General features: G+C 64.9%; 28 protein-coding genes. 23 read left to right on the top strand and 5 right to left on the bottom strand.

What is annotated here, in order from left to right:
* Position 1: 1 nt before the first annotated feature.
* The 7 genes from CRO01_RS06405 to secY are packed head-to-tail and all read left to right on the top strand — an operon-like array spanning position 2 to position 4794.
* Complete coding sequence (locus CRO01_RS06405) at positions 2-709, top strand: 50S ribosomal protein L32e (RefSeq protein WP_097008245.1); 708 nt, start codon at positions 2-4, stop codon at positions 707-709.
* A complete protein-coding gene (locus CRO01_RS06400; protein WP_097008244.1) occupies positions 706-1176 on the top strand; it encodes a 50S ribosomal protein L19e in 471 nt (156 codons plus the stop codon). Before CRO01_RS06405 ends, CRO01_RS06400 begins: the two co-directional genes overlap by 4 nt.
* Positions 1176-1724 (top strand): 50S ribosomal protein L18, encoded by a 549-nt coding sequence (locus tag CRO01_RS06395; protein WP_097008243.1) that lies wholly within the window; start codon positions 1176-1178, stop codon positions 1722-1724. The genes CRO01_RS06400 and CRO01_RS06395 overlap by 1 nt, the downstream gene beginning before the upstream one ends.
* Positions 1721-2365 carry a 30S ribosomal protein S5 gene (locus CRO01_RS06390; protein WP_097008242.1) on the top strand — a complete coding sequence of 215 codons (645 nt, stop codon included), beginning with the start codon at positions 1721-1723 and terminating at the stop codon, positions 2363-2365. The genes CRO01_RS06395 and CRO01_RS06390 overlap by 4 nt, the downstream gene beginning before the upstream one ends.
* Entirely contained in the window at positions 2362-2829 is a 468-nt protein-coding gene (locus CRO01_RS06385; RefSeq protein WP_097008241.1) for a 50S ribosomal protein L30, read from the top strand. The genes CRO01_RS06390 and CRO01_RS06385 overlap by 4 nt, the downstream gene beginning before the upstream one ends.
* A 3-nt stretch (positions 2830-2832) precedes the next feature.
* Positions 2833-3330, top strand: coding sequence for an uL15m family ribosomal protein (locus CRO01_RS06380; RefSeq protein ID WP_097008240.1), 498 nt, complete (start codon positions 2833-2835; stop codon positions 3328-3330).
* 3 nt (positions 3331-3333) lie between these two features.
* On the top strand, positions 3334-4794 hold the full coding sequence (gene secY / locus CRO01_RS06375; protein WP_097008239.1) for a preprotein translocase subunit SecY: 1461 nt from the start codon (positions 3334-3336) through the stop codon (positions 4792-4794).
* Positions 4795-4917: 123 nt separating this feature from the next.
* Here the strand turns inward: secY and CRO01_RS16570 are convergent, their stop codons facing one another.
* Entirely contained in the window at positions 4918-5073 is a 156-nt protein-coding gene (locus tag CRO01_RS16570) for a hypothetical protein (RefSeq protein WP_179747408.1), read from the bottom strand.
* 63 nt (positions 5074-5136) lie between these two features.
* Complete coding sequence (locus CRO01_RS06370) at positions 5137-5547, bottom strand: hypothetical protein (protein ID WP_097008238.1); 411 nt, start codon at positions 5545-5547, stop codon at positions 5137-5139.
* 79 nt (positions 5548-5626) lie between these two features.
* Between CRO01_RS06370 and CRO01_RS06365 the strand changes: the two genes are divergently transcribed.
* Complete coding sequence (locus tag CRO01_RS06365; RefSeq protein ID WP_097008237.1) at positions 5627-6274, top strand: adenylate kinase; 648 nt, start codon at positions 5627-5629, stop codon at positions 6272-6274.
* Positions 6275-6329: 55 nt separating this feature from the next.
* On the opposite strand, the gene CRO01_RS06360 is transcribed toward CRO01_RS06365, so the two are convergent.
* Entirely contained in the window at positions 6330-6566 is a 237-nt protein-coding gene (locus CRO01_RS06360; protein WP_097008236.1) for a hypothetical protein, read from the bottom strand.
* Between the two features lie 150 nt (positions 6567-6716).
* The gene (locus CRO01_RS06355; protein ID WP_097008235.1) at positions 6717-7112 is read right to left on the bottom strand and encodes a MaoC family dehydratase; all 396 of its coding nucleotides are present in this window, start codon (positions 7110-7112) and stop codon (positions 6717-6719) included.
* A gap of 87 nt (positions 7113-7199) precedes the next feature.
* Between CRO01_RS06355 and CRO01_RS06350 the strand changes: the two genes are divergently transcribed.
* From CRO01_RS06350 to CRO01_RS06280, 15 genes are all read left to right on the top strand, one after another.
* Positions 7200-8036 (top strand): alpha/beta fold hydrolase, encoded by an 837-nt coding sequence (locus CRO01_RS06350; protein ID WP_097008234.1) that lies wholly within the window; start codon positions 7200-7202, stop codon positions 8034-8036.
* Positions 8033-9751, top strand: a complete 1719-nt coding sequence (locus CRO01_RS06345) for an AMP-binding protein (RefSeq protein ID WP_097008233.1) — start codon at positions 8033-8035, stop codon at positions 9749-9751. The genes CRO01_RS06350 and CRO01_RS06345 overlap by 4 nt, the downstream gene beginning before the upstream one ends.
* A gap of 60 nt (positions 9752-9811) precedes the next feature.
* A complete protein-coding gene (locus CRO01_RS06340) occupies positions 9812-10513 on the top strand; it encodes a helix-turn-helix domain-containing protein (RefSeq protein ID WP_097008232.1) in 702 nt (233 codons plus the stop codon).
* Between the two features lie 51 nt (positions 10514-10564).
* Entirely contained in the window at positions 10565-11734 is a 1170-nt protein-coding gene (locus CRO01_RS06335) for a thiolase domain-containing protein (RefSeq protein ID WP_097008231.1), read from the top strand.
* Entirely contained in the window at positions 11731-12111 is a 381-nt protein-coding gene (locus tag CRO01_RS06330; RefSeq protein ID WP_097008230.1) for a Zn-ribbon domain-containing OB-fold protein, read from the top strand. The genes CRO01_RS06335 and CRO01_RS06330 overlap by 4 nt, the downstream gene beginning before the upstream one ends.
* A gap of 81 nt (positions 12112-12192) precedes the next feature.
* Positions 12193-13041 (top strand): SDR family oxidoreductase, encoded by an 849-nt coding sequence (locus tag CRO01_RS06325; protein WP_097008229.1) that lies wholly within the window; start codon positions 12193-12195, stop codon positions 13039-13041.
* 73 nt (positions 13042-13114) lie between these two features.
* On the top strand, positions 13115-14470 hold the full coding sequence (locus tag CRO01_RS06320) for an ABC transporter substrate-binding protein (protein WP_097008228.1): 1356 nt from the start codon (positions 13115-13117) through the stop codon (positions 14468-14470).
* The gene (locus tag CRO01_RS06315) at positions 14467-15285 is read left to right on the top strand and encodes an ABC transporter ATP-binding protein (protein ID WP_097008227.1); all 819 of its coding nucleotides are present in this window, start codon (positions 14467-14469) and stop codon (positions 15283-15285) included. The genes CRO01_RS06320 and CRO01_RS06315 overlap by 4 nt, the downstream gene beginning before the upstream one ends.
* On the top strand, positions 15282-15992 hold the full coding sequence (locus CRO01_RS06310; RefSeq protein WP_097008226.1) for an ABC transporter ATP-binding protein: 711 nt from the start codon (positions 15282-15284) through the stop codon (positions 15990-15992). Before CRO01_RS06315 ends, CRO01_RS06310 begins: the two co-directional genes overlap by 4 nt.
* The gene (locus CRO01_RS06305; RefSeq protein ID WP_097008225.1) at positions 15989-16999 is read left to right on the top strand and encodes a branched-chain amino acid ABC transporter permease; all 1011 of its coding nucleotides are present in this window, start codon (positions 15989-15991) and stop codon (positions 16997-16999) included. The genes CRO01_RS06310 and CRO01_RS06305 overlap by 4 nt, the downstream gene beginning before the upstream one ends.
* Positions 17000-17123: 124 nt before the next feature.
* Positions 17124-18350 (top strand): branched-chain amino acid ABC transporter permease, encoded by a 1227-nt coding sequence (locus tag CRO01_RS06300; protein ID WP_097008361.1) that lies wholly within the window; start codon positions 17124-17126, stop codon positions 18348-18350.
* Positions 18347-19369 (top strand): 3-oxoacyl-ACP synthase, encoded by a 1023-nt coding sequence (locus CRO01_RS06295; RefSeq protein WP_097008360.1) that lies wholly within the window; start codon positions 18347-18349, stop codon positions 19367-19369. The genes CRO01_RS06300 and CRO01_RS06295 overlap by 4 nt, the downstream gene beginning before the upstream one ends.
* Before the next feature lie 186 nt (positions 19370-19555).
* Positions 19556-20272, top strand: coding sequence for a hypothetical protein (locus CRO01_RS06290; protein WP_097008224.1), 717 nt, complete (start codon positions 19556-19558; stop codon positions 20270-20272).
* A gap of 109 nt (positions 20273-20381) precedes the next feature.
* The gene (locus CRO01_RS06285) at positions 20382-20966 is read left to right on the top strand and encodes a hypothetical protein (protein WP_097008223.1); all 585 of its coding nucleotides are present in this window, start codon (positions 20382-20384) and stop codon (positions 20964-20966) included.
* Positions 20963-21784: a hypothetical protein gene (locus tag CRO01_RS06280; protein ID WP_097008222.1), complete on the top strand. Its 822-nt coding sequence runs from the start codon at positions 20963-20965 to the stop codon at positions 21782-21784. Before CRO01_RS06285 ends, CRO01_RS06280 begins: the two co-directional genes overlap by 4 nt.
* A 40-nt stretch (positions 21785-21824) precedes the next feature.
* Here CRO01_RS06280 and CRO01_RS06275 read toward each other — a convergent pair whose 3' ends face one another.
* The gene (locus CRO01_RS06275; protein WP_097008221.1) at positions 21825-22682 is read right to left on the bottom strand and encodes a methyltransferase domain-containing protein; all 858 of its coding nucleotides are present in this window, start codon (positions 22680-22682) and stop codon (positions 21825-21827) included.
* Positions 22683-22847 lie beyond the last annotated feature (165 nt).

Below are 22847 nucleotides of genomic sequence, written 5' to 3'. Positions count from 1 at the left end.
GATGGCAGACGAACCTGAAACTCTAGAAGACATCAGCGGCGTCGGCGAGAGCAAGGCCGAGGCGCTCCGCGAGGCCGGCTTCGAGTCGGTCGAGGACGTCAAAGGCGCCAGCCAAGACGACCTCTCGGACGCCGACGGCATCGGGAACGCGCTCGCGGCCCGTATCAAGGCCGACGTGGGCGACCTCGAAGTCGACGAGGACGCCGAGACCGAAGCCGAGATCGAAGACGAGGCCGCAGAAGAGGACGCCGAAGAGGAAGACGTCGAGACGGAACTCCAGCCCCGCGGGCTGGCGTCGAAGACGCCCGACCTCTCGGACGACGAGCAGCGCCTGCTCGACCAGCGCCGCCGCGTCGGCAAGCCGGCGTTCCGACAGCAGGACTACCACAAGAAAAAGCGAATTCCCGAGTCCTGGCGCAAGCCCCGCGGCGATCTCTCGAAGATGCGCCGCGGTCACAAGGGCAAAGGCGACATGGTCGAGGCCGGCTACCGGACGCCCGAGGCCGTTCGCGGACGCCACCCCAGCGGCTTCGAGGAAGTCCGTGTCCACAACACGGACGACCTCGACGGCGTCGACCCCGACAGCGAGGCGGTCCGAATCGCCTCCACCGTCGGCGCGCGCAAGCGCGAACGCATCGAAGAACAGGCAGAAGAAGCAGAGATTCGGGTCCTGAACCCGACCTACGTCGAAGTGGAGGTCGACCAATGACAGATCTGAGTTCCCAGAAGCGACTCGCGGCTGACGTCCTCGACGTCGGTAAGAACCGCGTTTGGTTCGACCCCGACGCGCAGGGCGAGATCGTCGACGCGATCACCCGCGAGGACATCCGAGAACTCGTCGACGAGGGAACGATCCGCGCCGAGGAAAAGAAGAGCAACTCGCGCGGTCGCGCTCGCGAGCGCGCCGAAAAGCGCTCGTACGGCCACCAGAAAGGCCCCGGCAAGCGCCAGGGCAAGGCCGGTGCGCGACAGGACTCCAAAGACGAGTGGCGAGCGAAAGTGCGTGCCCAGCGTCAGCTGCTCCGCGAACTCCGCGACTCCGGGGCCATCGACCCCGGCCAGTACCGCGAACTGTACAACAAGTCTCGCGGCGGGGAGTTCCGTGACCGCAAGCGGCTGGTGAACTACATCGAGACGAACTACGACGTCGAAGTCGACGTCGAAGGTGATCAGTAATGGCGAGTGGACCACGATACAAGGTGCCGATGCGGCGCCGCCGCGAGGTCCGGACCGACTACCACCAGAGGTTGCGCCTCCTCAAATCCGGTAAACCGCGGCTTGTCGCTCGGAAGAGCAACAAGCACGTGACGGCGCAGCTGATCGTCCCCGGACCGAAGGGCGACGAGACCAAGGTGAGCGCGAACTCCAGCGATCTGGCCGAGTACGGCTGGGAGGCCCCCACGGGCAATCTCCCCGCCGCGTACTTGACTGGACTTCTCGCTGGCAAACGCGCGCTCGACGCCGGTCTGGAGGAAGCGGTGCTGGACATCGGCCTCAACACGGCGACAGAAGGGAGCAAAGTCTTCGCAGTACAGGAAGGGGCGATCGACGCGGGCGTCGAAATCCCCCACAACGAGAGCGTGCTGGCGGACTGGTCGCGTAACCGCGGCGAGCACATCGCCGAGTACGCCGAACAGCTCGACGAGCCGCTGTACAGCGGCGAGTTCGACGCTACTGAACTGCCCGAGCACTTCGACGAAGTGCGGGAGGAGATCCTAGAATGAGCAACAACTACAACGGCGGCTGGGAGCCTGTCACACGGCTCGGTCGCAAGGTACAGGAGGGCGAGATCGACACGATGGAGGACGCCCTCAACTCCGGTCTTCCCCTGAAGGAGCCGGAGGTCGTCGACCAGCTCCTGCCGGGGCTGGAAGACGAGGTGCTTGACATCAACATGGTCCAGCGGATGACCGACTCGGGTCGCCGAGTCAAGTTCCGCTGTGTCGTCGCCATCGGCAACCGCGACGGCTTCGTCGGCTACGCTGAAGGCCGCGACGATCAGGTCGGCGCCGCGATCCAGAAGGCGATCGACATCGCCAAGCTGAACATGATCAACGTCTCTCGGGGCTGTGGCTCCTGGGAGTGTGGCTGTGGCCGTCCCCACACGGTCGCGCTACGCTCGACCGGCAAGGCCGGCTCCGTCGAGGTCGAACTGCGCCCCGCACCGCGAGGCCTCGGTCTCGCCGGCGGTGAAACGGTTCGAAACGTGCTCGAGCTTGCGGGCATCGAGGACGCTTGGACGCGCTCCTCCGGTAACACGCGAACGACGGTCAACTTCGCCAAGGCGACGTTCAACGCCCTGCGCAACACGGCCGAGGCCCGCGTCCCCGAGCGCGCCTTCGAGAAGCGCGAGGTGATCGAATGACGAAAGCAGTCGTTCAGCTCCGGAGCGAAGTGAACATGGAGGGCGGCGTCGAGGATACGCTCTCGATGCTGAACCTCTCGCGGATCAACCACTGCACCCTCGTCCCCGAGACCGACGCGTACACCGGGATGGTCCACAAGGTCAACGACCACGTGGCCCACGGCGAGCCCAGCCAAGACGTCGTCGAGACGCTGCTGGCAAAGCGCGCCGAGCCCCTCGAGGGCGACGCCGACATCGACGACGAGTGGGTCGCTGACAACACCGACTACGACGACATCAGCGATCTCGCGGCCGCCCTGCTCGACGAGGAGACGAAGCTGCAGGACGAAGGCCTCTCGCCGGTCCTGCGACTTCACCCGCCGCGCAGCGGTCACGAGGGCCTCAAGCACCCGACCAAGGAGGGCGGGCAGCTCGGTAAACACACCTCCGAGGAGATCGACGACCTCCTCACTGCAATGCGATAGATCATGACCAGCAAGAAACGACGAAAGCGCGGCTCGCGCACGCACGGCGGCGGTTCCCACAAGAACCGTCGCGGAGCCGGCCATCGCGGCGGCCGAGGCGCAGCCGGGCGCGACAAACACGAGTTCCACAACTACGAACCGCTCGGCAAGCACGGCTTCACCCGCCCCGAGTCCGTTCAGGACGAGGTTCTGACGATCGACGTCCAGAAGCTCGACGAGGACGCCGCGGTGTACGCCGCGGAGGGCGTCGCCGAGGAGACCGACGGCGGCTACAGCCTCGACGCGCGCGATGTCGTCGAGGACGGCCACGAGGCCGATGTCGTCAAGGTGCTCGGTGGCGGACAGGTCCGCAACCAGCTTGAGGTCGTCGCCGACGCCTTCTCCGCGAGCGCTCGCGCGCTCATCGAGGAGGAGGGCGGCGAAGCCTCCCTGAGCGACCGCGCGGAAGAAGCCGAGGACGAACCACAAGACGTATCCCAAGGAGACGACGACGGGGAGTAAGACATGGGATGGAAGGAGGTCGCTGAACCGGTCCTGACGCGGATGCCCGTCGTCCGTCAGCCGAAGAGCCACGTGCCGTTCAAGCGCAAGCTCCTGTGGACCGGCGGCATCCTGATGCTGTACTTCCTGCTGACCAACATCTACTTGGTCGGCGTGCCCCGCGGCTCGGGAAGCGCGCTGTTCCAGCAGTTCCAATCGATCTTGGCGGTCGGGCAGGGGACGCTCCTGCAGGTCGGTATCGCGCCGATCGTCACCGCCAGCATCGTCTTGCAGCTGCTGGGCGGAACCGATCTGCTCGGGCTGGACACGAACGACCCGCGTGATCAGGTGCTCTACCAGGGCCTCCAGAAGCTACTGGTGGTCGTGATGACCGTCATGATGGCCATCCCGACCGTCTGGGCTGGCTTCCTGACCGTCGATCCGAGTCTCGCAGGCCAGCTCGGCATCTCCACGCTCGGCCTCGAACTGCTGGTGTTCGCCCAGATCGTCGTCGGCGGTATCCTGATCCTCTACATGGACGAGATCGTCTCCAAGTGGGGGGTCGGGAGCGGCGTCGGGCTGTTCATCATCGCCGGCGTCAGCCAGAAGCTCGTCGCGGGGCTGTTTAGCCCTCGCGCCGGCGGATTCCTACCGACTTGGTTCGACATCGCGCTCGGCCGGGCCGGTCCCGATGGATCGCTCGTCGGCGGGAGCGGGCTTCAGTACCTGATCTTCGGCGAGGGCCAGATCCTCGCGCTGTTCACGACGGTCCTGATCTTCGCAGTCGTCGTGTACGCCGAGAGCGTCCGCGTCGAGATCCCCCTCTCGCACAGTCGCGTGAAGGGTGCACGGGGACGCTTCCCCGTGAAGCTCATCTACGCGAGCGTCCTGCCGATGATCCTCGTCCGCGCGCTGCAGGCGAACCTGCAGTTCCTCGGGCAGATCATCAACCAGACGTGGGCGGGGATGCCAGCGTGGCTCGGCGTCTATCAGCAGGGGAGCCCGGTCAGCGGGTTCTTCTACTACATGTCGCCGATCTACAGCCCCGATCAGTGGATGTGGTGGGCCGGCGGCTCGGCCGCCAACTACGAGATCTGGCAGATAATGCTCCGGGTCGGGATCGACCTCTCGATCATGATCTTCGGTGGCGCGATCTTCGCCATCTTCTGGGTCGAGACGACCGACATGGGCCCGGAATCGACGGCGAAGCAGATCCAAAACTCCGGGATGCAGATCCCCGGGTTCCGCCAGAACACCGGCGTCTTAGAGAAGGTCATGGAGCGGTACATCCCGCAAGTGACCGTCATCGGCGGCGCACTGGTCGGCCTGCTGGCCGTGATGGCGAACATGCTCGGCACTATCGGGACGGTCTCCGGTACGGGCCTGCTGCTGACGGTCTCCATTACGTACAAACTGTACGAGGAGATCGCCGAGGAGCAGCTCATGGAGATGCACCCGATGATGCGGGACATGTTCGGCAAGTAGCGCTGAACCGTCGTTCGATTTTTTGTCCGTGATGCCACGTCGGATAGCGTCGTGTCTCGGGTGGCTGCCATCCTACGGGACGCCGTCGCTCCGACCGTCACAGCGCGGATCGACGCCGTAGCGCTACCGATCGCGCGCTGTCTCGTCGGCGTCGTACAGCCACGACTTGAGCGTCCACGCGACGCCGATGGCGACGACGACGATCACGACGTTGCGCAGAATTTCTTTCCATCCGCGTCGACCGCCACTGACAGATTCGGGGCTGGCGTTTTCGTTCATGTGCGCTTCCGATCGAGCTACGTCGCCCCCGGCGAAAACCGTTCGGGGGTCGCGGTCGCGCGCTTACACTTCGGCGGCCCAGACGCGGTAGTCGTCGGGCCGTTCGTAGACTGCCAGAAACGTGCGATCGAGAAACTGCGCGACGCGCTCGGGATCGGTCCGGGCGGTCAGCCGGACGTTCGTTCCCTCGGCCTGTTCGGGTCTGTGGAGGTCGTCGATCGTGATCGCCGAAAACTCGTCGAGCAGCGACTTCAGTCGGTCGAGTTCCTCGTCGGTACAGTCGAGATTGAGCGTGCCGTCGCCGTACTGAACCCACGGTGGGGCGGCGCTCTCGGCGTCGTCGTCCGGTTCGTCGGCCGGAATCGGCTCTGCCTCGACGGTCAGAAACGGGCTCTCGCGGTGCTCGTGTGCCGCGATGGCATCGACGAACAGCGCTCGGCGGTCGTCGGGATCGGCGGCGTCGAATCGCGTCATGGCCGATCGTTTGCGGGTGGTCGACAAAAACCCGGACGATTTTCTTCAAACCTTTAACCCGGGAGGCTGAGAGACGAGTATGGCCAGTCCGAACGTACTGATACTGGGAGCACCGGGTGCGGGCAAGGGCACACAGAGTTCGCGGATCGTCGACGAGTTCGACATCGAGCACGTCACGACCGGCGACGCCCTGCGCGCGAACAAGGACATGGATATCGGACATCTCGACACCGAGTACGACACGCCCCGCGCGTACATGGAGGCTGGCGAACTCGTCCCCGACGAGGTCGTCAACGAGATCGTCAAAACCGCGCTGGCCGACGCCGACGGCTACGTACTCGACGGCTACCCCCGTAATCTCTCGCAGGCGGAGTATCTCTCCGAGATCACCGACCTCGACGTCGTGCTCTCGCTCGATGTCGGGACGGAGGAACTGGTCGACCGGCTGACCGGCCGTCGCGTCTGTGATGACTGTGGGACGAACTACCACGTCGAGTACGACCAGCCCGAGGAAGAGGGCGTCTGCGACGAGTGTGGCGGCGAACTGGTCCAGCGCGACGACGACACCGAGGAGACCGTCCGCGAGCGCCTGTCGGTGTTCGAGGAAAACACGGTGCCCGTCATCGAGCACTACGAGGGATCCGAGGCCTTCGTCAGCATCGACGGCGAGCGCGCGCCCGACGCCGTCTGGGAAGACGTGCGCGATGCCGTCGCCGAGCGAGCCTGATCGACCTCGATTCCGTTCTTCTTAGACCTGCGATCGCGCGCCGCGCATGAAGACTTCAGTCGCGGCGAGCGTACCAGAACGTCAGGAGAGCAAACAGCACGACGAAGCCGGTCGCGAACGACGCCGCGAACAGTGCTTGCCCAGATAGACCAGTCGTCAACTCCTCGTAGCCCAGCGCGGTCAGCCCGTCACGGGCGGCGATAGCGGTTCCAGTGGTGACGGCGAGCAGTGCAAAAGTCACGAGGATCGGTCGAACCCTGCGAAACGCGCTCCCGATCATTCGGCGGTTCACGGCTAGAATTATGGCTGGAACCCACTAATCAATTCCCCCCAAGCTGCACCTTCTGATCCACTCTACCGATGGGGAGTGGCCGTTCGACTCGGAGTGACTGCGGCCGCCGAGCCGCCCGCTGCGACCCGGACGCAGGTCGTGCTCGCCTCGCTACTCGTGAGGTTCCGACAGCACCGTCGCCGTCCCCGTGACTGCCGGCTCGCCGTCGGCCGCCGCGGTCGTCTCGACCCGGAGCATGTCGCCGTCGAGGCCCTCCGCGACGGTGACCGTCGCCTCGATCGTCTCGCCCGGTCGTACGGGCCGATCAAAGGAGAGGTCCTGAGAGACGTACACGATGTCGCCGGGCAGCTCCGCGAGCGCGCTGGAGATCGCCCCGGCCGGGAGCATCCCGTGGGCGACCGGGCCGTCGAACAGCGACTCGCTGGCGTACTCGGGATCGAGATGTAGCGGGTTGTCGTCGCCGGTCACCGAGGCGAACGCCTCGATGCGTTCCTCGGTCACCGGGAGCCGCGCCGTGGCCGTGTCGCCGGGGGTCGCTACTGGCATACCTCGTTGGACGGACGGAATCCGGGTGAAATGCCGGGTTGACATGCAAACTTCGCGTTTGAATAGCGTCCGCGCTCACGTTCCTGTATGCCAGTTGCTACCAACGACGGCGTCGATATCTACTACGAGGTCGATGGGCCGTCGAACGCGGAGACAGTCGTCCTGATCGAAGGGCTGGGCTACGGTCGCTGGATGTGGCGGTGGCAGCGCGAAGCGCTCGCGGAGCACTACGAGACTATCGTCGTCGACAACCGCGGGACTGGCGAGTCCGACGCGCCCGCGGGTCCGTACTCGATCGCCGAGATGGCCGCCGATGTCGAGGCCGTGCTGGCCGACCGCGGGGTCGAGCGGGCCCACCTGATCGGCGCGAGCATGGGCGGGATGATCGTCCAGCAGTACGCGATCGAGTACGACCGCGCGGCGTCGATCGCGCTGCTGTGTTCGAGCCTCGGCGGCGAGGAGGCGCCTGCGGCATCGCCCGAGGTACAGGCGCGGATGGTCGCCGAACCGGAGGGGCACGACGAGCGGGAAGTAATCCGTCATCGGATGGCGCCCGCGATGACCGACGAGTTCCCGGAGCGAAACGACGACCTGATCGAACGGATCGTCGACTGGCGCTTGACACAGGACGCCGACGATGCGGCCCGGGAGTCTCAACTCGCCGCAGTCGGCGCGTTCGACGCCGCCGATCGGCTCGGCGAAATCGACGCCCCGGCGCTGGTCGCTCACGGCACTGCGGACCGGGTCCTCCCGGTCGAGAACGCCGAACTGCTCGCTGACGGGCTGTCGGACGCCCGCCTCGAACTGTTCGATGGCGGCCCGCATCTCTTCTTCATCGAGCAGGCCGACGCCGTCAACGAGACGCTGCTGGACTTTCTCGGCGAACAGGCTGCGGGACGCCACGGCGGGGACGGCGACCGATGATCCACGATCACGGCGACCGACCGTACGACTGGGTCGGCGCGTGGAGCGAGCGCCGGGCGACGCTCACGCCCGATACCGTCGGACTGAAAGACGTGACGACCGGCGAGAGCTACACCTACGCCGATCTCGACGAGCGCGCGAACCGGGCCGCGCGACTGCTCGCGGAGCGTGGCGTCGAGAAGGGCGACCGGATCGCGGTCGTCTCGCGCAACCGGATCGAGCTCGTCGATCTCTTCTTCGCGGCCGGCAAGCTCGGCGCCGTGCTGGCGCCGCTGTCCCATCGGCTCGCGCCGCCGGAGCTAGGCGAACTGCTCGATCGGGTCGATCCTTCGGTGCTGGCCGTCGAGGCTCCCTTCGCCGAGGACGTTGCGACGGCGCTGGATGGAGATGCCGACGCAGTCGACGACAGCCCCGCTGAAGCGTCCGGTGACGACCCGCTGTGCCCGACGATACGGTTGCCCGCCGAGACGGACGCCGAAGCGACGACGAGCGCGCTCGACGCCGCGCCGACGTACGCCGACGCGCTGCCGGCCGATGGCTCGCCGGTCGACGGCGCCGATGTCGCGCTCTCCGACCCCGCACTCTTCCTCCACACCGGTGGCTCGACGGGGACGCCAAAGGAGACGGTGCTGACCCACGGCTCGATCTGCTGGAACTCGTTCAACACGATCACCGCGTGGGGGCTCCGCCCCGACGACGTGACGCCGATGGTGTTCCCGATGTTCCACACCGGCGGTTGGAACGTGCTCACGATCCCCCTGTTCCACATCGGTGGGACCGTCGTGATCGGTCGAGAGGTCGATCCCGAGCGCGTCCTTCGGACCATCGAGGACGAGCGCGCGAGCGTGCTGGTCGCCGTCCCGGCCGTCCTGCGCATGATGGCCGAAACCGACCGCTGGGAACAGACGGACCTCTCGGCGCTGCGGTTCGTCAAGAGCGGCGGCGGCCCCTGCCGCGACGCGACGATCCGGGCGTGGCGCGAGCGCGGGGTCGACCTCTCGCAGGGGTACGGCCTCACCGAGTGCGGGCCGAACAACTTCGCCATGCCGGAGGGGTGGCCAGACGAGAAGGCAGACACCATCGGAAAGCCGGTGTTACACGCCGACGTACGGATCGTCGACGAGTCCGGCGACCCCGTCGAGCGCGGCGAGATCGGCGAACTCGAACTGGCCGGCCCTCACGCCGCCGACCGATACTGGCGCGACGAGGGCGAGACGCGGGCGACGTTCGGTACCCCTCGGAGCGACGCCGAAGCCGACGGCGTGGCGGCGTCCGGGAGCGATGCCGAGAACGCCGACGCAGCGGCGTCCCCGAGCGACGCCGATTCCGCGTACGGTTGGGTTTCGACCGGCGATCTCGCTCGGGTCGACGAGGACGGCTACTACAGCATCGAGGGGCGCAAGAAGAACATGTTCGTCAGCGGCGGCGAAAACGTCTACCCGCCCGAGATCGAGACCGCGCTCACCGACCATCCGGGCGTCGACGAGGCGGTCGTGATCGGCGTCCCCGACGAACAGTGGGGTACGGTCGGAAAGGCGGTCGTTCAGGGCGACGAGTCGCTGACGCTCGATGCTCTCAGAGAGTTCCTCGACGGGCGACTGGCCGGCTTCAAACATCCCCGAGAACTAGCGTTCGTCGACGAGATGCCGACCAGCGGTCCCTCGAAGATCGACCGGTCGGCGATCGCGCGGCGATTTGGGACGGACGGCAACTGACGCCTCACCCTGTCCTACTTGCTCGAAAGATAATTATGTATATGGGATGTACAGGTCTCCATGATCGACGTTGCCATGGATATGGAGCAGTACGACTGTCCGTTTATCGACACGACGGACGACTACGAGGTATCCTTTACCGCGATCCACTGGCAGTTCGACGGCGTCTCCGAGCAGTTGGAGACGCGACTGGCGGTCGACGGCGAGAGCCGAACGGAACTCGAACAGGGGCTCACCGCGCTGCAGAACCACGACAACATGCGCGAGTGTTCGCTGTTCTCCAAGCGGGACGACGACGCCGTGATCCGGACCGTCATCGACCAGACCGACGCGATGCAGGTGATCCGCGACCACGGCGGGTACATCACCGGCCCGTTCCACATCGAGGACGGCAGCGAGCGCTGGGAGGTCGGCTTCGACGAGGAGCGCGTGGCCGACGACACGCTCTCGGATCTCGAACGGAACAACGAGTTCACCGTCGAGTCGCGCGAATCGCTGGGCTCCGAGGAGCTGTTCGACCTGTTGGAGAACGCCGAGCCGGCGCTGGCGCTGCTGGAGGGCTGCCGAGATCTGTCGTCGGTCGAGCGCGATACGCTCACGACGGCCGCCGAGCAGGGCTACTTCGAGGACCCGCGCGGGGCGACCCTGCAGTCGCTGGCCGACGAGTTCGACGTTTCCGACACCGCGGTCTCGAAGAACCTCCGCCGTGGCGAGCGCAAACTGCTCCGGCAGTTCGTCGCGGCGATCGAGCAACTGGAGTAGGTTCGCATTTCAACCTGCCCGCTTTTCGCCTTCCGGCGACACTGTACTTGCATGCACGATGCACACATCGTGGGCGCCGGGATGACCCGCTTTGGCGTCCACGAGTCGACGCTCCCTGACCTGTTCGCCGACGCGGCGCTGCCGGCGCTGGACGACGCCGGCGTCGACGCCGACGCGGTCGACGCACTGTATCTGGGCAACGCGATGAGCGGCCAGATCGAAGGCGAGAGCCACCTCGCGCCGACGCTCGCCTCCCACCTCGGTCTCGCGGGCGTGCCCTGCCAGCGCTTCGAGGACGCCTGCGCGACCTCCTCGAACGCGTTCAAACACGCCGTTCGCGCCGTCGAGGCCGGCCAGCACGACGTGGTGCTCGTCGGCGGCGTCGAGCGCTGCTCGCCCGAGACCGGCAAGGGAACCGGCGCGATGACGCGGATCTTCGCCAGCGCCGCCCACGGCACCTACGAGCGCCCGACCGGACTGACGTTCCCCGGCGTGTTCGCCCTGCTGACCAAGCGCCACATGCACGAGCACGGGACGACCGAGGAGCAACTCGCCGAGGTCGCAGTCAAAAACCATCGCCACGGAAGTCTTAACCCCCGCGCGCACTTCGGCAAGGAGACGACCGTCGAGGAGGTGCTGGACGGCCCCGTCGTCGCCGACCCGTTCCACCTCCACGACTGCTGTCCGTTCTCCGACGGCGCGGCTGCAGTCGTCGTGACCAGCGCCGAGGTCGCGTCGGAACTCGACGCCGAACCGGTGTCGGTTTCGGGCGTCGGTCACGCGACCGACATCGTCCCGATCGCGGACAAGGCCCATCCCTCGGTGACCCAGTCGGCGCGTGACGCCGCCGGACAGGCCTACGAGGCCGCCGGCGTCGGGCCAGACGACGTTGATGTCGTGGAACTTCACGACTGCTTTACCGGCGCGGAGGTGCTTGCGACCGAAGCGCTCGGTCTGATCGAAGACGGCCAAGGCGGCCCCGCCGCGGCGGCGGGTCGCACCTCGCTGGGCGGCGAGATTCCGGTCAACCCCAGCGGCGGACTGAAGGCCAAGGGCCACCCGATCGGCGCGACCGGCGTCGCCCAACTCGTCGAACTGACCGAACAGCTCCGGGGCGACGCCGGGGATCGGCAGGTCGAGGCCGCCGATGTCGGACTGGCGCACAACCTCGGCGGCGACGCCGCGACGACTCTCGTGACTGTTCTGGAGGCGGCGCGATGACGGGCGACCTGTCTGCGTACCTGTCCGATGGCCGACTCGACGCCGACGGCTGGACGGCCGCGCTGGCGGACGACCGTCTGCTCGGTCAAGCGTGTCTCGAGTGCGAGCACGTCACGGCCGCGCCGAAGGCGGCCTGCGCGCGCTGTGGCTCGCGCGACCTCGAACCGGTCGAACTCCCCGAGCAGGGGACCGTCTACACGGCGACCCGCATCGAGGTCGCGCCCGAGGGGTTCGAGGCGCCCTATCGCGTCGCGCTGGTCGCCCTCGGCGACGCGCGCGTGACCGCCCGCCTCGACGGCGACGCGTCGATCGGCGACACCGTACGGTTCGTCGGTGCCATCGACACGCCCGAAGGTCCTGCCCCGCTGTTCGAGTAAGTTCCTAACCCGGCTCTCGTCCGCCGCCCGGTTTGTATATCAACTCGTGACTTGTTGGTCGGTCCCGGTGTACGTTCTTTCATGGGAGAGGATATCACGCCGCCCGAGGTCGAGCGCGAGGACATCCACACGATCGACGACGATCGATTCGCCCCCGAGAGCGTCTGTCTCGTCACCGGGGCGGCCTCGGGCATCGGCCGCGCGGTGGCGCTTTCGGCGGCCGCGAACGGGCTGACCGTGGCGGCGACCGACATCGACGAGGACGGCCTCGACGGAACCGCCCAGCGCGCGGCCGCGATGGACGCCGAAGGCGCGATCGAGACGGTCCCTACTGATCTCCGAAACGACGCCGAGATGGATGCGCTCGTCGACGCCGCCACCGAACTCGGCGACCTCCGATTTCTGGCGAACGTGGCGGGCCTCCAGCACGTCGACCCCATCGAGGAGTTCCCGATGGACGCCTACGACGAGATCCAGGACGTGATGGTGCGCGCGCCGACGTACCTCGCAAAGCGCTGTCTTCCCCACATGCGCGAGGCGGGCGGCGGCTGCGTCGGCAACATGGCGTCGGTCCACGGCCACTACGTCACCAGCGACAAGGTCGCGTACAACGTCGCCAAGTTCGGACTGCGCGGGCTGACCCAGTCGATCGCCGCCGAAGGCGACGGCGACGTGCGCTCCTTTTCGGTCAGCACCGGCTACGTCAAGACGCCGCTGGTGACCGGGCAGATCCCCGACACCGCCGAGCAGCGCGGTATCTCCGAGCGCGAGGTGGTCGAGGACGTGATGCTCGGCCAGTCCCGCCAGACCGAGATGCTGGCGCCCGTCGAGGTCGGAAACCTGTTCCTGTTTGGCTTCTCAGAGCTCGCACGGCACCTCAACGGCGGCGATCTGCTCTTTGACGGCGGCATGACGCTGACCTACGCGTGATCGGGAACGACTAGCGAGGTTTGTATATCAACACTGGTGTCTTTGCGGTGTTCGCTCGACATATTGAGATACAATGACACGCATTTCCAGACGATCGGTCCTGAAGAGCACTGGCGCGCTCGGGATGGCCGGCCTCGCCGGCTGCCTGAGCGAAGACGGCCCCGGCGGTGGTGGGAGCGACTCGCTCCGTATCGGCGTCATGCAGCCGCTGACCGGCGACCTAGAGTACTACGGCCAACAGAGCCTCTGGGGGTTCCTCTCGGGGCTGGCGTACAAGCACGACGCCGATCCGCTCGACATCGACTCCGCGGGCGAGGAAACAGTCGAAGGCGACGAGTACGACTACGAACTCCTGATCGAGGACACCGAGTTCGACGCCGATCAGGCCCAGTCGGTCGCAACGGATCTGGTTCAGAACCGCGACGTCGACGTGCTCTTCGGAACGGCGTCGTCGGGCTCGGCGCGACAGGTGATCGGCTCGGTCGTGGCCAACACCGACACGCCCTTTATCGCCGGGCCGGCGGCGGCTGCCGACATCACCTCCTCCAGCGAGTACTGCCACGATCGGGTGTTCCGAGCCAACGAGAACACCGCGATGGACGCGCGCAGCGGCGGCCAGTACGTCGCCAACCAGACCGACGTTCAGCGGGTGTACATCATGGCCGCCGACTACAGCTTCGGTCGCGCCGTCGCGCGGAACTACCGGACCGTCCTCGAGAGCGAAGGGATCGAAATCGTCGGCGAGCAGTTCGTCCCGCGGGGCTACTCCGAGTTCCAGGGGCTGTACGACAACGCCGTCGAGGCGAACGCCGACGCCGTCATCGGCGGCTTCACCGTCTCGACGCTGCCGGCGTTCCTTTCGACCGGCCTCGCGGGCGACTACGACCTCCGGATGTTCGGCGGCTTCGCGACGATGATCTCCAACAGAGCGATCGGCGGCGTCGCCCAGCGGACCTTCGGCGAAGACTTCACCGCCCAAGATCTCCGAGACGCCGAACTCGGGCCGTTCACGACGCGGTACCACTGGAACCAGTACGACAACGAGATCAACAACACGTTCGTCGAGGACTACACGAACACGTACGGGACCGTCCCCGACCTGTTCACGTCCGGGACGTTCACCGCGGCGTCCTCGCTGGTACAGGCCGTCGAGGAATCAGGATCGACCAGCGCCGACGATGTCGTCGACGCGCTCACCGGTATGACCGTCCAAGACACGCCGAAAGGAGAGGGCGGCTACACCTATCAGGAGTACAACAACCAAGCCAGATCGTCGATGACGATCGCGAACCCAGTGCCGACGAGCGACGAGTGGGCGAGCAACTGGGACGCCGCGGTGATGCCGAGCGAGCCGATTGCAACCGTCGGCGGCGAGGAATCGACGCTCTCACAGGACGCCGGGGGGATGGACTGCAACCTCTCAGGATGATCCGTACGAGCGATCTCACCAAGCGGTTCGGTGGGTTGACAGCCGTCGACGGCGTCGAGTTCGAACTCGGCGAGAACGAACTCTGCTCGCTCATCGGCCCGAACGGCGCCGGCAAGACGACGTTTTTCAACCTGCTCACCGGCACGCTCGCGCCGACGGCGGGAAGCGTCGAGTTCCGCGAGGACGGCGGTTGGACGGACGTGACCGACGACGACCCCCACGAGACGGCGCTGCGAGGCGTCCACCGCTCCTACCAGATCTCGAATCTGTTCCCGACGGCGACGACGCTGGAGAACGTCCGGGTGGCCGCCCAAGCCCACGGCGGCGTCGACTCGTGGAAGCTCTGGCGCAACGCCGACGCCTTCGAGCGCTACGAGCGCGAAGCCCGTGCGATCCTCGATCGGGTCGGCCTCGCTGACGAGGCTGACACTCCCGCCGAAGCGCTCTCGCACGGGCAAAAGCGTCACTTGGAGGTCGCCATCGCGTTGGCCGGCGATCCGGACGTGTTGCTGCTCGACGAGCCGACTGCGGGCGTCTCCAGCGACGCCATCGACCGGCTTGTCGAGCTTATCCGGAGCGTCGCCGAAGATCACGCCGTCCTGCTGGTCGAACACAACATGGACGTCGTGATGGACGTGAGCGATCGGGTCGCCGTCCTCCATCAAGGCGAGCTGATCGCGGACGGCCCGCCGAACGCTGTGCGGGAGGACTCGGCCGTTCAGGAGGCCTATCTCGGCGGCTACGAAGCCGATGCGACCGGCGACACTTCGACGGACACGAGCGGTGACGCCGATCCCGGAGGTGAGGCGGCGTGAGCGACGCGCCGCCCGCGCTCGAACTCGACGGCGTACACAGCTACTACGGCGAGAGCCACGTCCTTCGCGGCGTCGACCTCGCCGTCGAGCAGGGCGAGAACGTCGCGCTCGTGGGGCGCAACGGCGTCGGGAAGACGACGACACTGCGCTCGATCCTCGGGCTAACCCCGCCCCGGGAGGGGTCCGTCCGCCTGCACGGCGAGGACATCACCGGCACCGAGACCCACGAAATCGCCCGCCGGGGCGTCGGTTGGGTCCCCGAGGGACGCCGGATGTTCAGCCATCTCTCCGTTGAGGAGAACCTGCGAGCGGCGACGCGTCCTGACGCCGATGTCGCGGCGCGGGTCGAGGAGGCGCTCGACGCCTTCCCGGAACTGCGAGACCACCGCACCCGCGACGCCGGCGATCTGAGCGGCGGGCAACAGCAGATGGTCGCCATCGCCCGCGCGCTCGTCGGCGACAACGACCTGCTGCTGGTCGACGAGCCAAGCGAGGGGCTCGCCCCGCTGATCGTCGAGGAGGTCGTCGACGCGCTCAGCTCGCTCGCCGAGGATGTGACGCTGCTGCTCGTCGAGCAGAACTTCCCGATGGCGATGGATCTGACCGACCGGTTCTACCTGCTCGACCACGGCACTGTGGTCGAATCCGGCGACTCAGACGCCGTATCGCAGGACGACGAAACCATCCGGAGGTATCTCAGCGCATGACCGACCTCGTCGTCCTCGGCATGCTCGACATCCTCGTCGAGCTGCTGCAGCCGAGAACGCTCGTGCGCCTGATTCTGGACGGCCTGTCGAAGTCGGCGCTGTACGTCATCATCGCCAGCGGCCTCTCGCTGATCTTCGGGCTGATGGGCGTGCTGAACTTCGCCCACGGCTCGCTGACGATGATCGGCGCCTACCTCGGCGGTGCGGCGATGGTCGTGCTGGTGTCGTCCGGCACCGGCGGCCCGGCCCGGTTCGCGCTGTTTTTCGTCGCCATCGCCGCGACGTTTGCCCTGCTGACGCTGCTCGGCGGCGCCGTCGAAATATCGCTGATTCGGCCGATCTACGACCGCGAGCCGCTGTTCCAGATCCTCCTGACGTTCGGGCTCGTGCTGGTGCTCGACGAGTTCGCGCGCATCGCCGTCGAGCTGAACGGGCTCCAGCCACAGGCGAAGTGGCAGGCGGCGATCGGCACCGCGCCCGGCTTCCTCTCGAACTGGTACTCCGTCGCCGGCATCTCGATGCGGGGCCTGTATCTGTTCGAGGTGGTGCTCGGAACGTTCGCAGTCGCCGGAATCTGGGCATTTCTCACCCGGACGCGCTACGGCCTGTACATCCGTGCTGGAAGCGAGGATCCCGAGATGACCCGCGCGCTCGGCGTCGACATCCGGCAAGCGTTCACGGTCGTCTTCGGCGTCGGTGCCGGGCTGGCCGGCGTCGCCGGGGCCGTGCTGATGTGGGATCCGCGATTCGGCGCCAGTGTCCCACTGAGCGTCGAGACGCTGCTCGTGTCGTTCGTCGTCGTGATTATCGGCGGCCTCGGCTCCTTCCGCGGCACCGTCGTCGCGGCCGGCGTCGTCGGGTTCACCGACGCGCTGATGACGTGGTTGTTCCAGAACCACATTCCCTTCCCCGGGCTTCCGGAGATGGTGACGTTCCTCGTGCTTGTGGGCGTCCTCATCGTCAGGCCCCAAGGACTGTTCGGCGTCGAGGAGGTGGGGGGCCATTAGCGACCCTACCGAACCGGCCGACGCCTCGGCGTCGGCGGTGAGCGACACGGCGGCGAACTCCAGCGACGCGTCCGCTGACGCCGGCGACACGTCGACTGGTTCGCGGTTCGGCTCCGTGCGAGGGATGCTCGGCGACCACGCCGTCCACATCGCCGTCGTCGCCGCATTCGCGCTGTACCCGTTCGTCTACGCGATCCTCACTCGGACGCCGGTCGGCGCCGAGCTCGCCGTGCTCTTGCCGCGAATCGACACGATGGTCGCGGTGCTGTACATCGGTCTGTTCGCCGTAAGCTTCGACTTCATCAGCGGCTACACGGGGTATCTCTCCTTCGGGCACGGACTGTTCTACGGCGCCGGCGCGTACTTCGTCGTCTTGGCGGCGACGGGAAAGATACCGCTGCTCGGCGCCGGGACGCCGTTCTTGCTGCTGTTGCTGATCGCGGGCCTGTTCGCGGTCGGCGTCGCACTGCTCGTCGGGTCGGTCTCGTTCCGGCTGTCGGGCGTCTACTTTGCGATGATCACGCTCGGGTTCGCCGAGGTCGCCCACGTGTTCATCAGAAACTGGGACTACGTCGGTTCCAACCCCCGCGACGGCGCCCTGATCGGCGGCGGCGAAGGGTTCTCGATCGGCGTCCCGGGCGTCGACGCGCTGCAGGTCGAAATCGGGCGCATCGTCGGCACGAGCCTCGGTGAGTTCGGGCCGGGGATCGCCGTCGACGCGACGTGGGTGTCGTACTACGCCATCGGCGTCGTCGTGCTCGTCTCGTACTTCGTGTTGCAGCGAATCGTCCACTCCCCGTTCGGTCGGGTGATGATCGCCATTCGGGAGAACGAAGAGCGCGCCCGCGCGGTCGGCTACGACGTGTTCCGGATCAAGCTCGTCGCCTTCGCCATCAGCGGCTTCTTCGCGGCGATCGCCGGCGCGCTGTTTGCCGGCTACCGCCGGTCCGTCTCACCGGAGAACACGTTCGATCTGTTCGTCACGGCCGACGCCCTGCTCGCGTCGATCATCGGCGGGTTCGGCACGCTCGCTGGGCCGCTGTACGGCTACCTATTCAAAGCGTCCACCGAAGGCGTGCTCTCGACGGAGTACTACGGCGTCGCGCGCTATCTCCGCCGAGCGTTACCCGAATCGACGCTGTCGTCGGGCGTCGGTGGCGTCACTGTCGCCGACGTGATCCGCATCTTCGTCGACGGGCGGGCCGACCTGTATCTCGGTATCGTGTTCATCCTATTCGTCCTCTACGTCCCGCGGGGAATCCTCGGCACGCTTCGGGATCGGCTGGGCGGAACGGTCGCCGAGCGCCTGCCCGAGCGCCTGCGCTCTCGCATCCGGGGGTGGCAGCGGTGACCGTTTCGCTCACCGGCTACGGTCGATACCTCCCCGACGAGCGGCTGACGGGCGCGGAGATCGCCGATCGCAGCGGCATTCCGGAGGACGTCGTCGTCGAGAAGATGGGCGTCCGAGAGAAGCGCGTCTGTCCACCCGACGCCGAGCACCCAAGCGACATGTGCGTCGCCGCCGCCGAGGAGGCCCTCGCCACCGCCGATCTCGACGCCGCCGATCTCGATCTGGTGCTGTATCACGGCAGTGAGTTCAAAGACTACGTCGTCTGGAGCGCGGCGGCCGACATCGCGGAGCGACTCGGCGCCGAGGCTGCGTACGCAACCGAGAGCTACACGCTCTGTGCCGGCGCCCCGATCGCAATCCGGCAGGCCCGCGCACAGTTGCTCACGGGAGACATCGACACGGCGCTGCTGGTCGCGGCCAGCCGCGAGGAGGATCTCGTCGACTACGGCAACGAAGACTCCTCCTTTATGTTCAATTTCGGCAGCGGCGCCTCGGCGATGGTCCTCGAACGCGGCGGCGGCGACCGCGCCCTCGCACACGTCCGGGAGAGCGCGGCGGTCACCGACGGGTCGTTCTCCCGGGACGTGGTGATGCCCGGCGGCGGGACGCGGAACCCACTGAGCAAAGAAACGATCTCGACCGGCGCTCACGCGCTCGACGTGCCCGATCCGAAGGGAATGAAAGAGCGCTTGGCGCCGGTCTCGCTTCCGAACTATCTCGATGTCGCCGACCGTGCGCTGGAACGATCGGGGCTCGACCGCACCGACATCGACTTCGTCGCGCTGACCCACATGAAACGGTCGTTCCACGAGCAGTTGCTCGCAGAGCTCGGCCTCGATCCGGACGCCGACGGCTACTACCTCGACGAGTACGGGCACGTCCAGAGCGTCGATCAGGTGCTCGCACTCGAGGAAGGACTCGCCCGCGGTCGGGTCCAGCCGGGCGACCTCGTCTGTTTTCTCGCCGCGGGAACCGGCTACACGTGGGCCGCGACCGTGCTCCGGTGGCGGGATCGGTAATCGTGCCGCTACCCACCTCCCGAAACTGAGCGATAATTCCGGGGACTATTTGGTAACCATCGAACAGCCTTCTACAGAACCAACTGCACAACTGCTGTGATTTCTGAGAGACGTGTGTTATCAGTGCTGTATTTATATTGATGCTGACGAAACTTATTTATCCTACTGGTAGATATTTTATCTCGCATGGCGTCAAAAGAAATGTATGCTGTTGAGAGAAACAGCCTCGATGCTGACCAGCCTTCGAACCGAATCTCTCCCTCCACGATTGAGATCACGGACCAGTTGCCGGAGGAACTAGAGCCCCTCGAGAACAAGGCCGTCGTGATCTGGAGCGAAGACGGCGATCTGATGCAGGATATCGAGTTTGCGGCCGAAGCCGAGAACTCCGACCTGTACGCTGAGCTTGAAGCGGCTATCGACGACACTGAGGCCGACACTCTCGCAGAGGTCGACGCCGACGACGACGACCTCTCGTTCGACCTGCTATACCAAGGTGAAACCCTGTTCAGCGACCTCTCGACCCACGACGGTTCGACGGGTGCAACTGTCGTCCCCTACGAAGGCAGCGAACCGAACGCCGACGATTTCGAGATCGGCGAACATCGCACCGATGATGCGGAATCCTACGAGTACCTCGTCGCTGTGATGCCGTCCTCGCAGACCGAGGTTGCTCTGGATGCCGAGCGCGCTCTGGACGCCGCCGACAGCGCGAAGCTTTCGCCGACTCCTTCGGCGCCGTATCACCTCGTCGTGCTGGCGGTTACAACGGCTGTGATGACTGCAGGCGATGCGTCCGCTCCCGAAGCCATGGGAGAAAAGATCCGAGAAATCGATTCCGAACTCGACGATGCAGAAGCGTCCGCCGACGCGCTCATCGAGGCACGCATTCAGTCCTCTTAACGACGGTCACTGGGACTGGAAAACCGACTACGTTCATTTATTCTTGCTTGGATAAGCACCGAAAGTTAGAAAGTTATTAGTACTACAAATAAAATTATGTCTACTATATATGTTAGAAAGTATTGCAGCTGGCGCCACTGTCGCTTTATTAACAATATTCACTGCTGTGACCTGCGTAAACTCCGTCCAAGGCGGATCGGAGCGACTGCAGCGCATACTGGGGCCATTTCTAGGCTTGGTACCGAAGTACAATTTCTTTGCACCGCACCCGGGTCGCGTCGATTACTACCTCGTCTACCGTGATCGCTGCGTCGACGGCAAACTAACGAAGTGGCAAGAAGTGGATGGATTCAGCGAACCACCGGACAGGCTCGGCTGGCTTTGGAATCCCTCCTACTACCAGACGAAAATCCTCTTCGACGTCGTGGGGCCGTTGACCTCCGGACCGGTTGACGAAGATGCGCCCTCCGAACCCGAGCAGATCGGCGCGGACGACAGCGAGAACGAGCTACGGTCAATTGACGACAAACCGATCCATCTCAGCGTTCACTATCTCACTATCTTGAAATTCATCTCCGAGCTGTCGCACCTCGATGTGAGTGAGGCGCGGCAGTTCGCTATTATGCGAGGGTCGAGACAGATGGACGGCTACGAACCGGTTTTCGTATCGAAGTTTCACGCGTTAGAACAATGATCGAATCCACAGTCGATCCGGCGGTAATTCTCCAGATCACGGCAATCGCTCTGTCGATGCACATCGTGTTGACCTCTCTGGAGCACTTGCGATCGCGCGAACGATTTACTGATGGAGGCATGTTGAGCTGGGAAGTTACCAAGCTACACCTCCAGCGCAACCGGGTTGCTGATCGTCTCGCTCCCCTTCTTCGTAATCCCTACTTTCAGTGGATGCTGGTCGCTCGGTTGTTAGTTGGGCTTGCTCTCGGCGGACTAGCTGTCACTGGCAACGTTTCACCGTTCTTGCTCGCACCCGTCGTCGTTCTCGACATCGCTATTGCGCTACGTCATCAAGGTGGGCTGAGTGGTGACTATCATATCGCCACGGTCGTTGCAGTTGGGCTACTCGTCGCGAGTGCCGCCTCTCCGGGGAGCACTCTTCAGCTCGCAGGGCTCCTGTTTATTGCAGTTCAGTCGATTCTTTCATATCTCATCGCAGGACTCTCCAAACTCGTCTCTACTGAGTGGCGCGATGGTTCGGCGATCGTCGTCGTCTTCTCGACGAGAGTGTGGGGACACGGTGGCATCTATAATCTGGCAAACGACCATCCGCGACTGTCACAACTGCTTTCGGTGTCTGTTATCGCGTTCGAATCGCTCTTTCCGCTCGTTCTCATCGTTGACCCAGTCTGGACGCTTGGCTTTTTTGTGGCCGGATTCGTATTCCACCTTGCGACAGCACTCTTCATGCGGCTAAACGGGTTTTTGATCGCGTTCCCCGCGACGTATCCCGCCGTCTTCTACGCTAACGACATCGTCCGCAGTTGGTTGTTCTGACCTCGCTATTGTGGGAACTTTGCCCGCCCCTGCCGATCGGTCAGGCTCGGTCGGCCGTGACGAAGTAGTATCCGAGTGCCCCCTTGCTAAGAAGTTTGTACATGTGATACGATCCACGATAAAATCCGACTACGGAATCTGTGGCACGTCCGAGGCGGCGCAGTAGGCTACTGAGCGGATACATGAACAGGCTCGACAAATACGACTTTTTCAGACCCGGCTTGACCGCCTCCGTGATGTCTAGTATCTCGATGTTCTCGAACCCTGCGTCCGCGAGAGCCGTCTCGATCTTCTCGACCGTATCGATTCGAACGCACATCGAGTTTTCGAGGATGTCGATGCGCCGTCCAGCATCGTCGACAGGCGTGTCAGAGCGTGCAAATAGGTCACCGATCGCCAGTCGACCTCCGTCATCAAGCACTTGCCGGCACCGCTCGAAAACTCGTGACTTGTTGGCAGAGTGGCCGATCGCCTCGAGTCCCCACACGACATCGTACGTCCGATCGTTGACGCTTGCTAGCTCGTGAAAGTCGTCGTTACGAAACGACACCTGATCTGTGACACCAGCAGAGGCTGCGTTGTCCGCTGCGGCTTCGAGAAACTCGTCGTCAATGTCGACCCCAACGACCGTGGCATCTCTGTGGCGCGCGTTCCAGACCGCATCGTCTCCCCCGCCGCAGCCGATGTCTAGGACACGTGTTCCGGCATCAACCTCTGCGGTGTTCGACAGTCGACGTATCATGTTTTCGAACGGATCGTTGGTCCCGTGCTCGGTTTCGTCGTACAGCCCACAGTGAATGCTTTGATGATCTCCTTTCTCCCATCCAATCTCATACAACTTCCGCCGGTTGTCGTACATCTGTTGTACCTTCCCGGCGTGAAAGTCGGTGTCGCCCATGCGAGTATCTTTGAGAATTCTCTACGTAATTATTTCGTATTATTCTTCAAAATATTGTGCGGTGACGTGATATTGATCGTTGGATTCCTTGGTAACTGGATCGGACGCCGATTCTCGATTCTTATTACTCCATAATATATGGATAAATTTATGTGTTTATATACA

Source organism: Natronoarchaeum philippinense, from assembly GCF_900215575.1.
GTDB lineage: Archaea > Halobacteriota > Halobacteria > Halobacteriales > Natronoarchaeaceae > Natronoarchaeum > Natronoarchaeum philippinense.
Note: the sequence above shows the minus strand (reverse complement) of the source record. Positions and strands in the feature narration are given on the sequence as shown.

Coding starts and splice junctions, on each gene's coding strand:
- CRO01_RS06405 (WP_097008245.1), top strand. CDS start 2: ATGGCAGACGAACCTGAAACTCTAGAAGACATCAGCGGCGTCGGCGAG.
- CRO01_RS06400 (WP_097008244.1), top strand. CDS start 706: ATGACAGATCTGAGTTCCCAGAAGCGACTCGCGGCTGACGTCCTCGAC.
- CRO01_RS06395 (WP_097008243.1), top strand. CDS start 1,176: ATGGCGAGTGGACCACGATACAAGGTGCCGATGCGGCGCCGCCGCGAG.
- CRO01_RS06390 (WP_097008242.1), top strand. CDS start 1,721: ATGAGCAACAACTACAACGGCGGCTGGGAGCCTGTCACACGGCTCGGT.
- CRO01_RS06385 (WP_097008241.1), top strand. CDS start 2,362: ATGACGAAAGCAGTCGTTCAGCTCCGGAGCGAAGTGAACATGGAGGGC.
- CRO01_RS06380 (WP_097008240.1), top strand. CDS start 2,833: ATGACCAGCAAGAAACGACGAAAGCGCGGCTCGCGCACGCACGGCGGC.
- secY (WP_097008239.1), top strand. CDS start 3,334: ATGGGATGGAAGGAGGTCGCTGAACCGGTCCTGACGCGGATGCCCGTC.
- CRO01_RS16570 (WP_179747408.1), bottom strand. CDS start 5,073: ATGAACGAAAACGCCAGCCCCGAATCTGTCAGTGGCGGTCGACGCGGA.
- CRO01_RS06370 (WP_097008238.1), bottom strand. CDS start 5,547: ATGACGCGATTCGACGCCGCCGATCCCGACGACCGCCGAGCGCTGTTC.
- CRO01_RS06365 (WP_097008237.1), top strand. CDS start 5,627: ATGGCCAGTCCGAACGTACTGATACTGGGAGCACCGGGTGCGGGCAAG.
- CRO01_RS06355 (WP_097008235.1), bottom strand. CDS start 7,112: ATGCCAGTAGCGACCCCCGGCGACACGGCCACGGCGCGGCTCCCGGTG.
- CRO01_RS06350 (WP_097008234.1), top strand. CDS start 7,200: ATGCCAGTTGCTACCAACGACGGCGTCGATATCTACTACGAGGTCGAT.
- CRO01_RS06345 (WP_097008233.1), top strand. CDS start 8,033: ATGATCCACGATCACGGCGACCGACCGTACGACTGGGTCGGCGCGTGG.
- CRO01_RS06340 (WP_097008232.1), top strand. CDS start 9,812: ATGATCGACGTTGCCATGGATATGGAGCAGTACGACTGTCCGTTTATC.
- CRO01_RS06335 (WP_097008231.1), top strand. CDS start 10,565: ATGCACGATGCACACATCGTGGGCGCCGGGATGACCCGCTTTGGCGTC.
- CRO01_RS06330 (WP_097008230.1), top strand. CDS start 11,731: ATGACGGGCGACCTGTCTGCGTACCTGTCCGATGGCCGACTCGACGCC.
- CRO01_RS06325 (WP_097008229.1), top strand. CDS start 12,193: ATGGGAGAGGATATCACGCCGCCCGAGGTCGAGCGCGAGGACATCCAC.
- CRO01_RS06320 (WP_097008228.1), top strand. CDS start 13,115: ATGACACGCATTTCCAGACGATCGGTCCTGAAGAGCACTGGCGCGCTC.
- CRO01_RS06315 (WP_097008227.1), top strand. CDS start 14,467: ATGATCCGTACGAGCGATCTCACCAAGCGGTTCGGTGGGTTGACAGCC.
- CRO01_RS06305 (WP_097008225.1), top strand. CDS start 15,989: ATGACCGACCTCGTCGTCCTCGGCATGCTCGACATCCTCGTCGAGCTG.
- CRO01_RS06300 (WP_097008361.1), top strand. CDS start 17,124: ATGCTCGGCGACCACGCCGTCCACATCGCCGTCGTCGCCGCATTCGCG.
- CRO01_RS06290 (WP_097008224.1), top strand. CDS start 19,556: ATGGCGTCAAAAGAAATGTATGCTGTTGAGAGAAACAGCCTCGATGCT.
- CRO01_RS06285 (WP_097008223.1), top strand. CDS start 20,382: ATGTTAGAAAGTATTGCAGCTGGCGCCACTGTCGCTTTATTAACAATA.
- CRO01_RS06280 (WP_097008222.1), top strand. CDS start 20,963: ATGATCGAATCCACAGTCGATCCGGCGGTAATTCTCCAGATCACGGCA.
- CRO01_RS06275 (WP_097008221.1), bottom strand. CDS start 22,682: ATGGGCGACACCGACTTTCACGCCGGGAAGGTACAACAGATGTACGAC.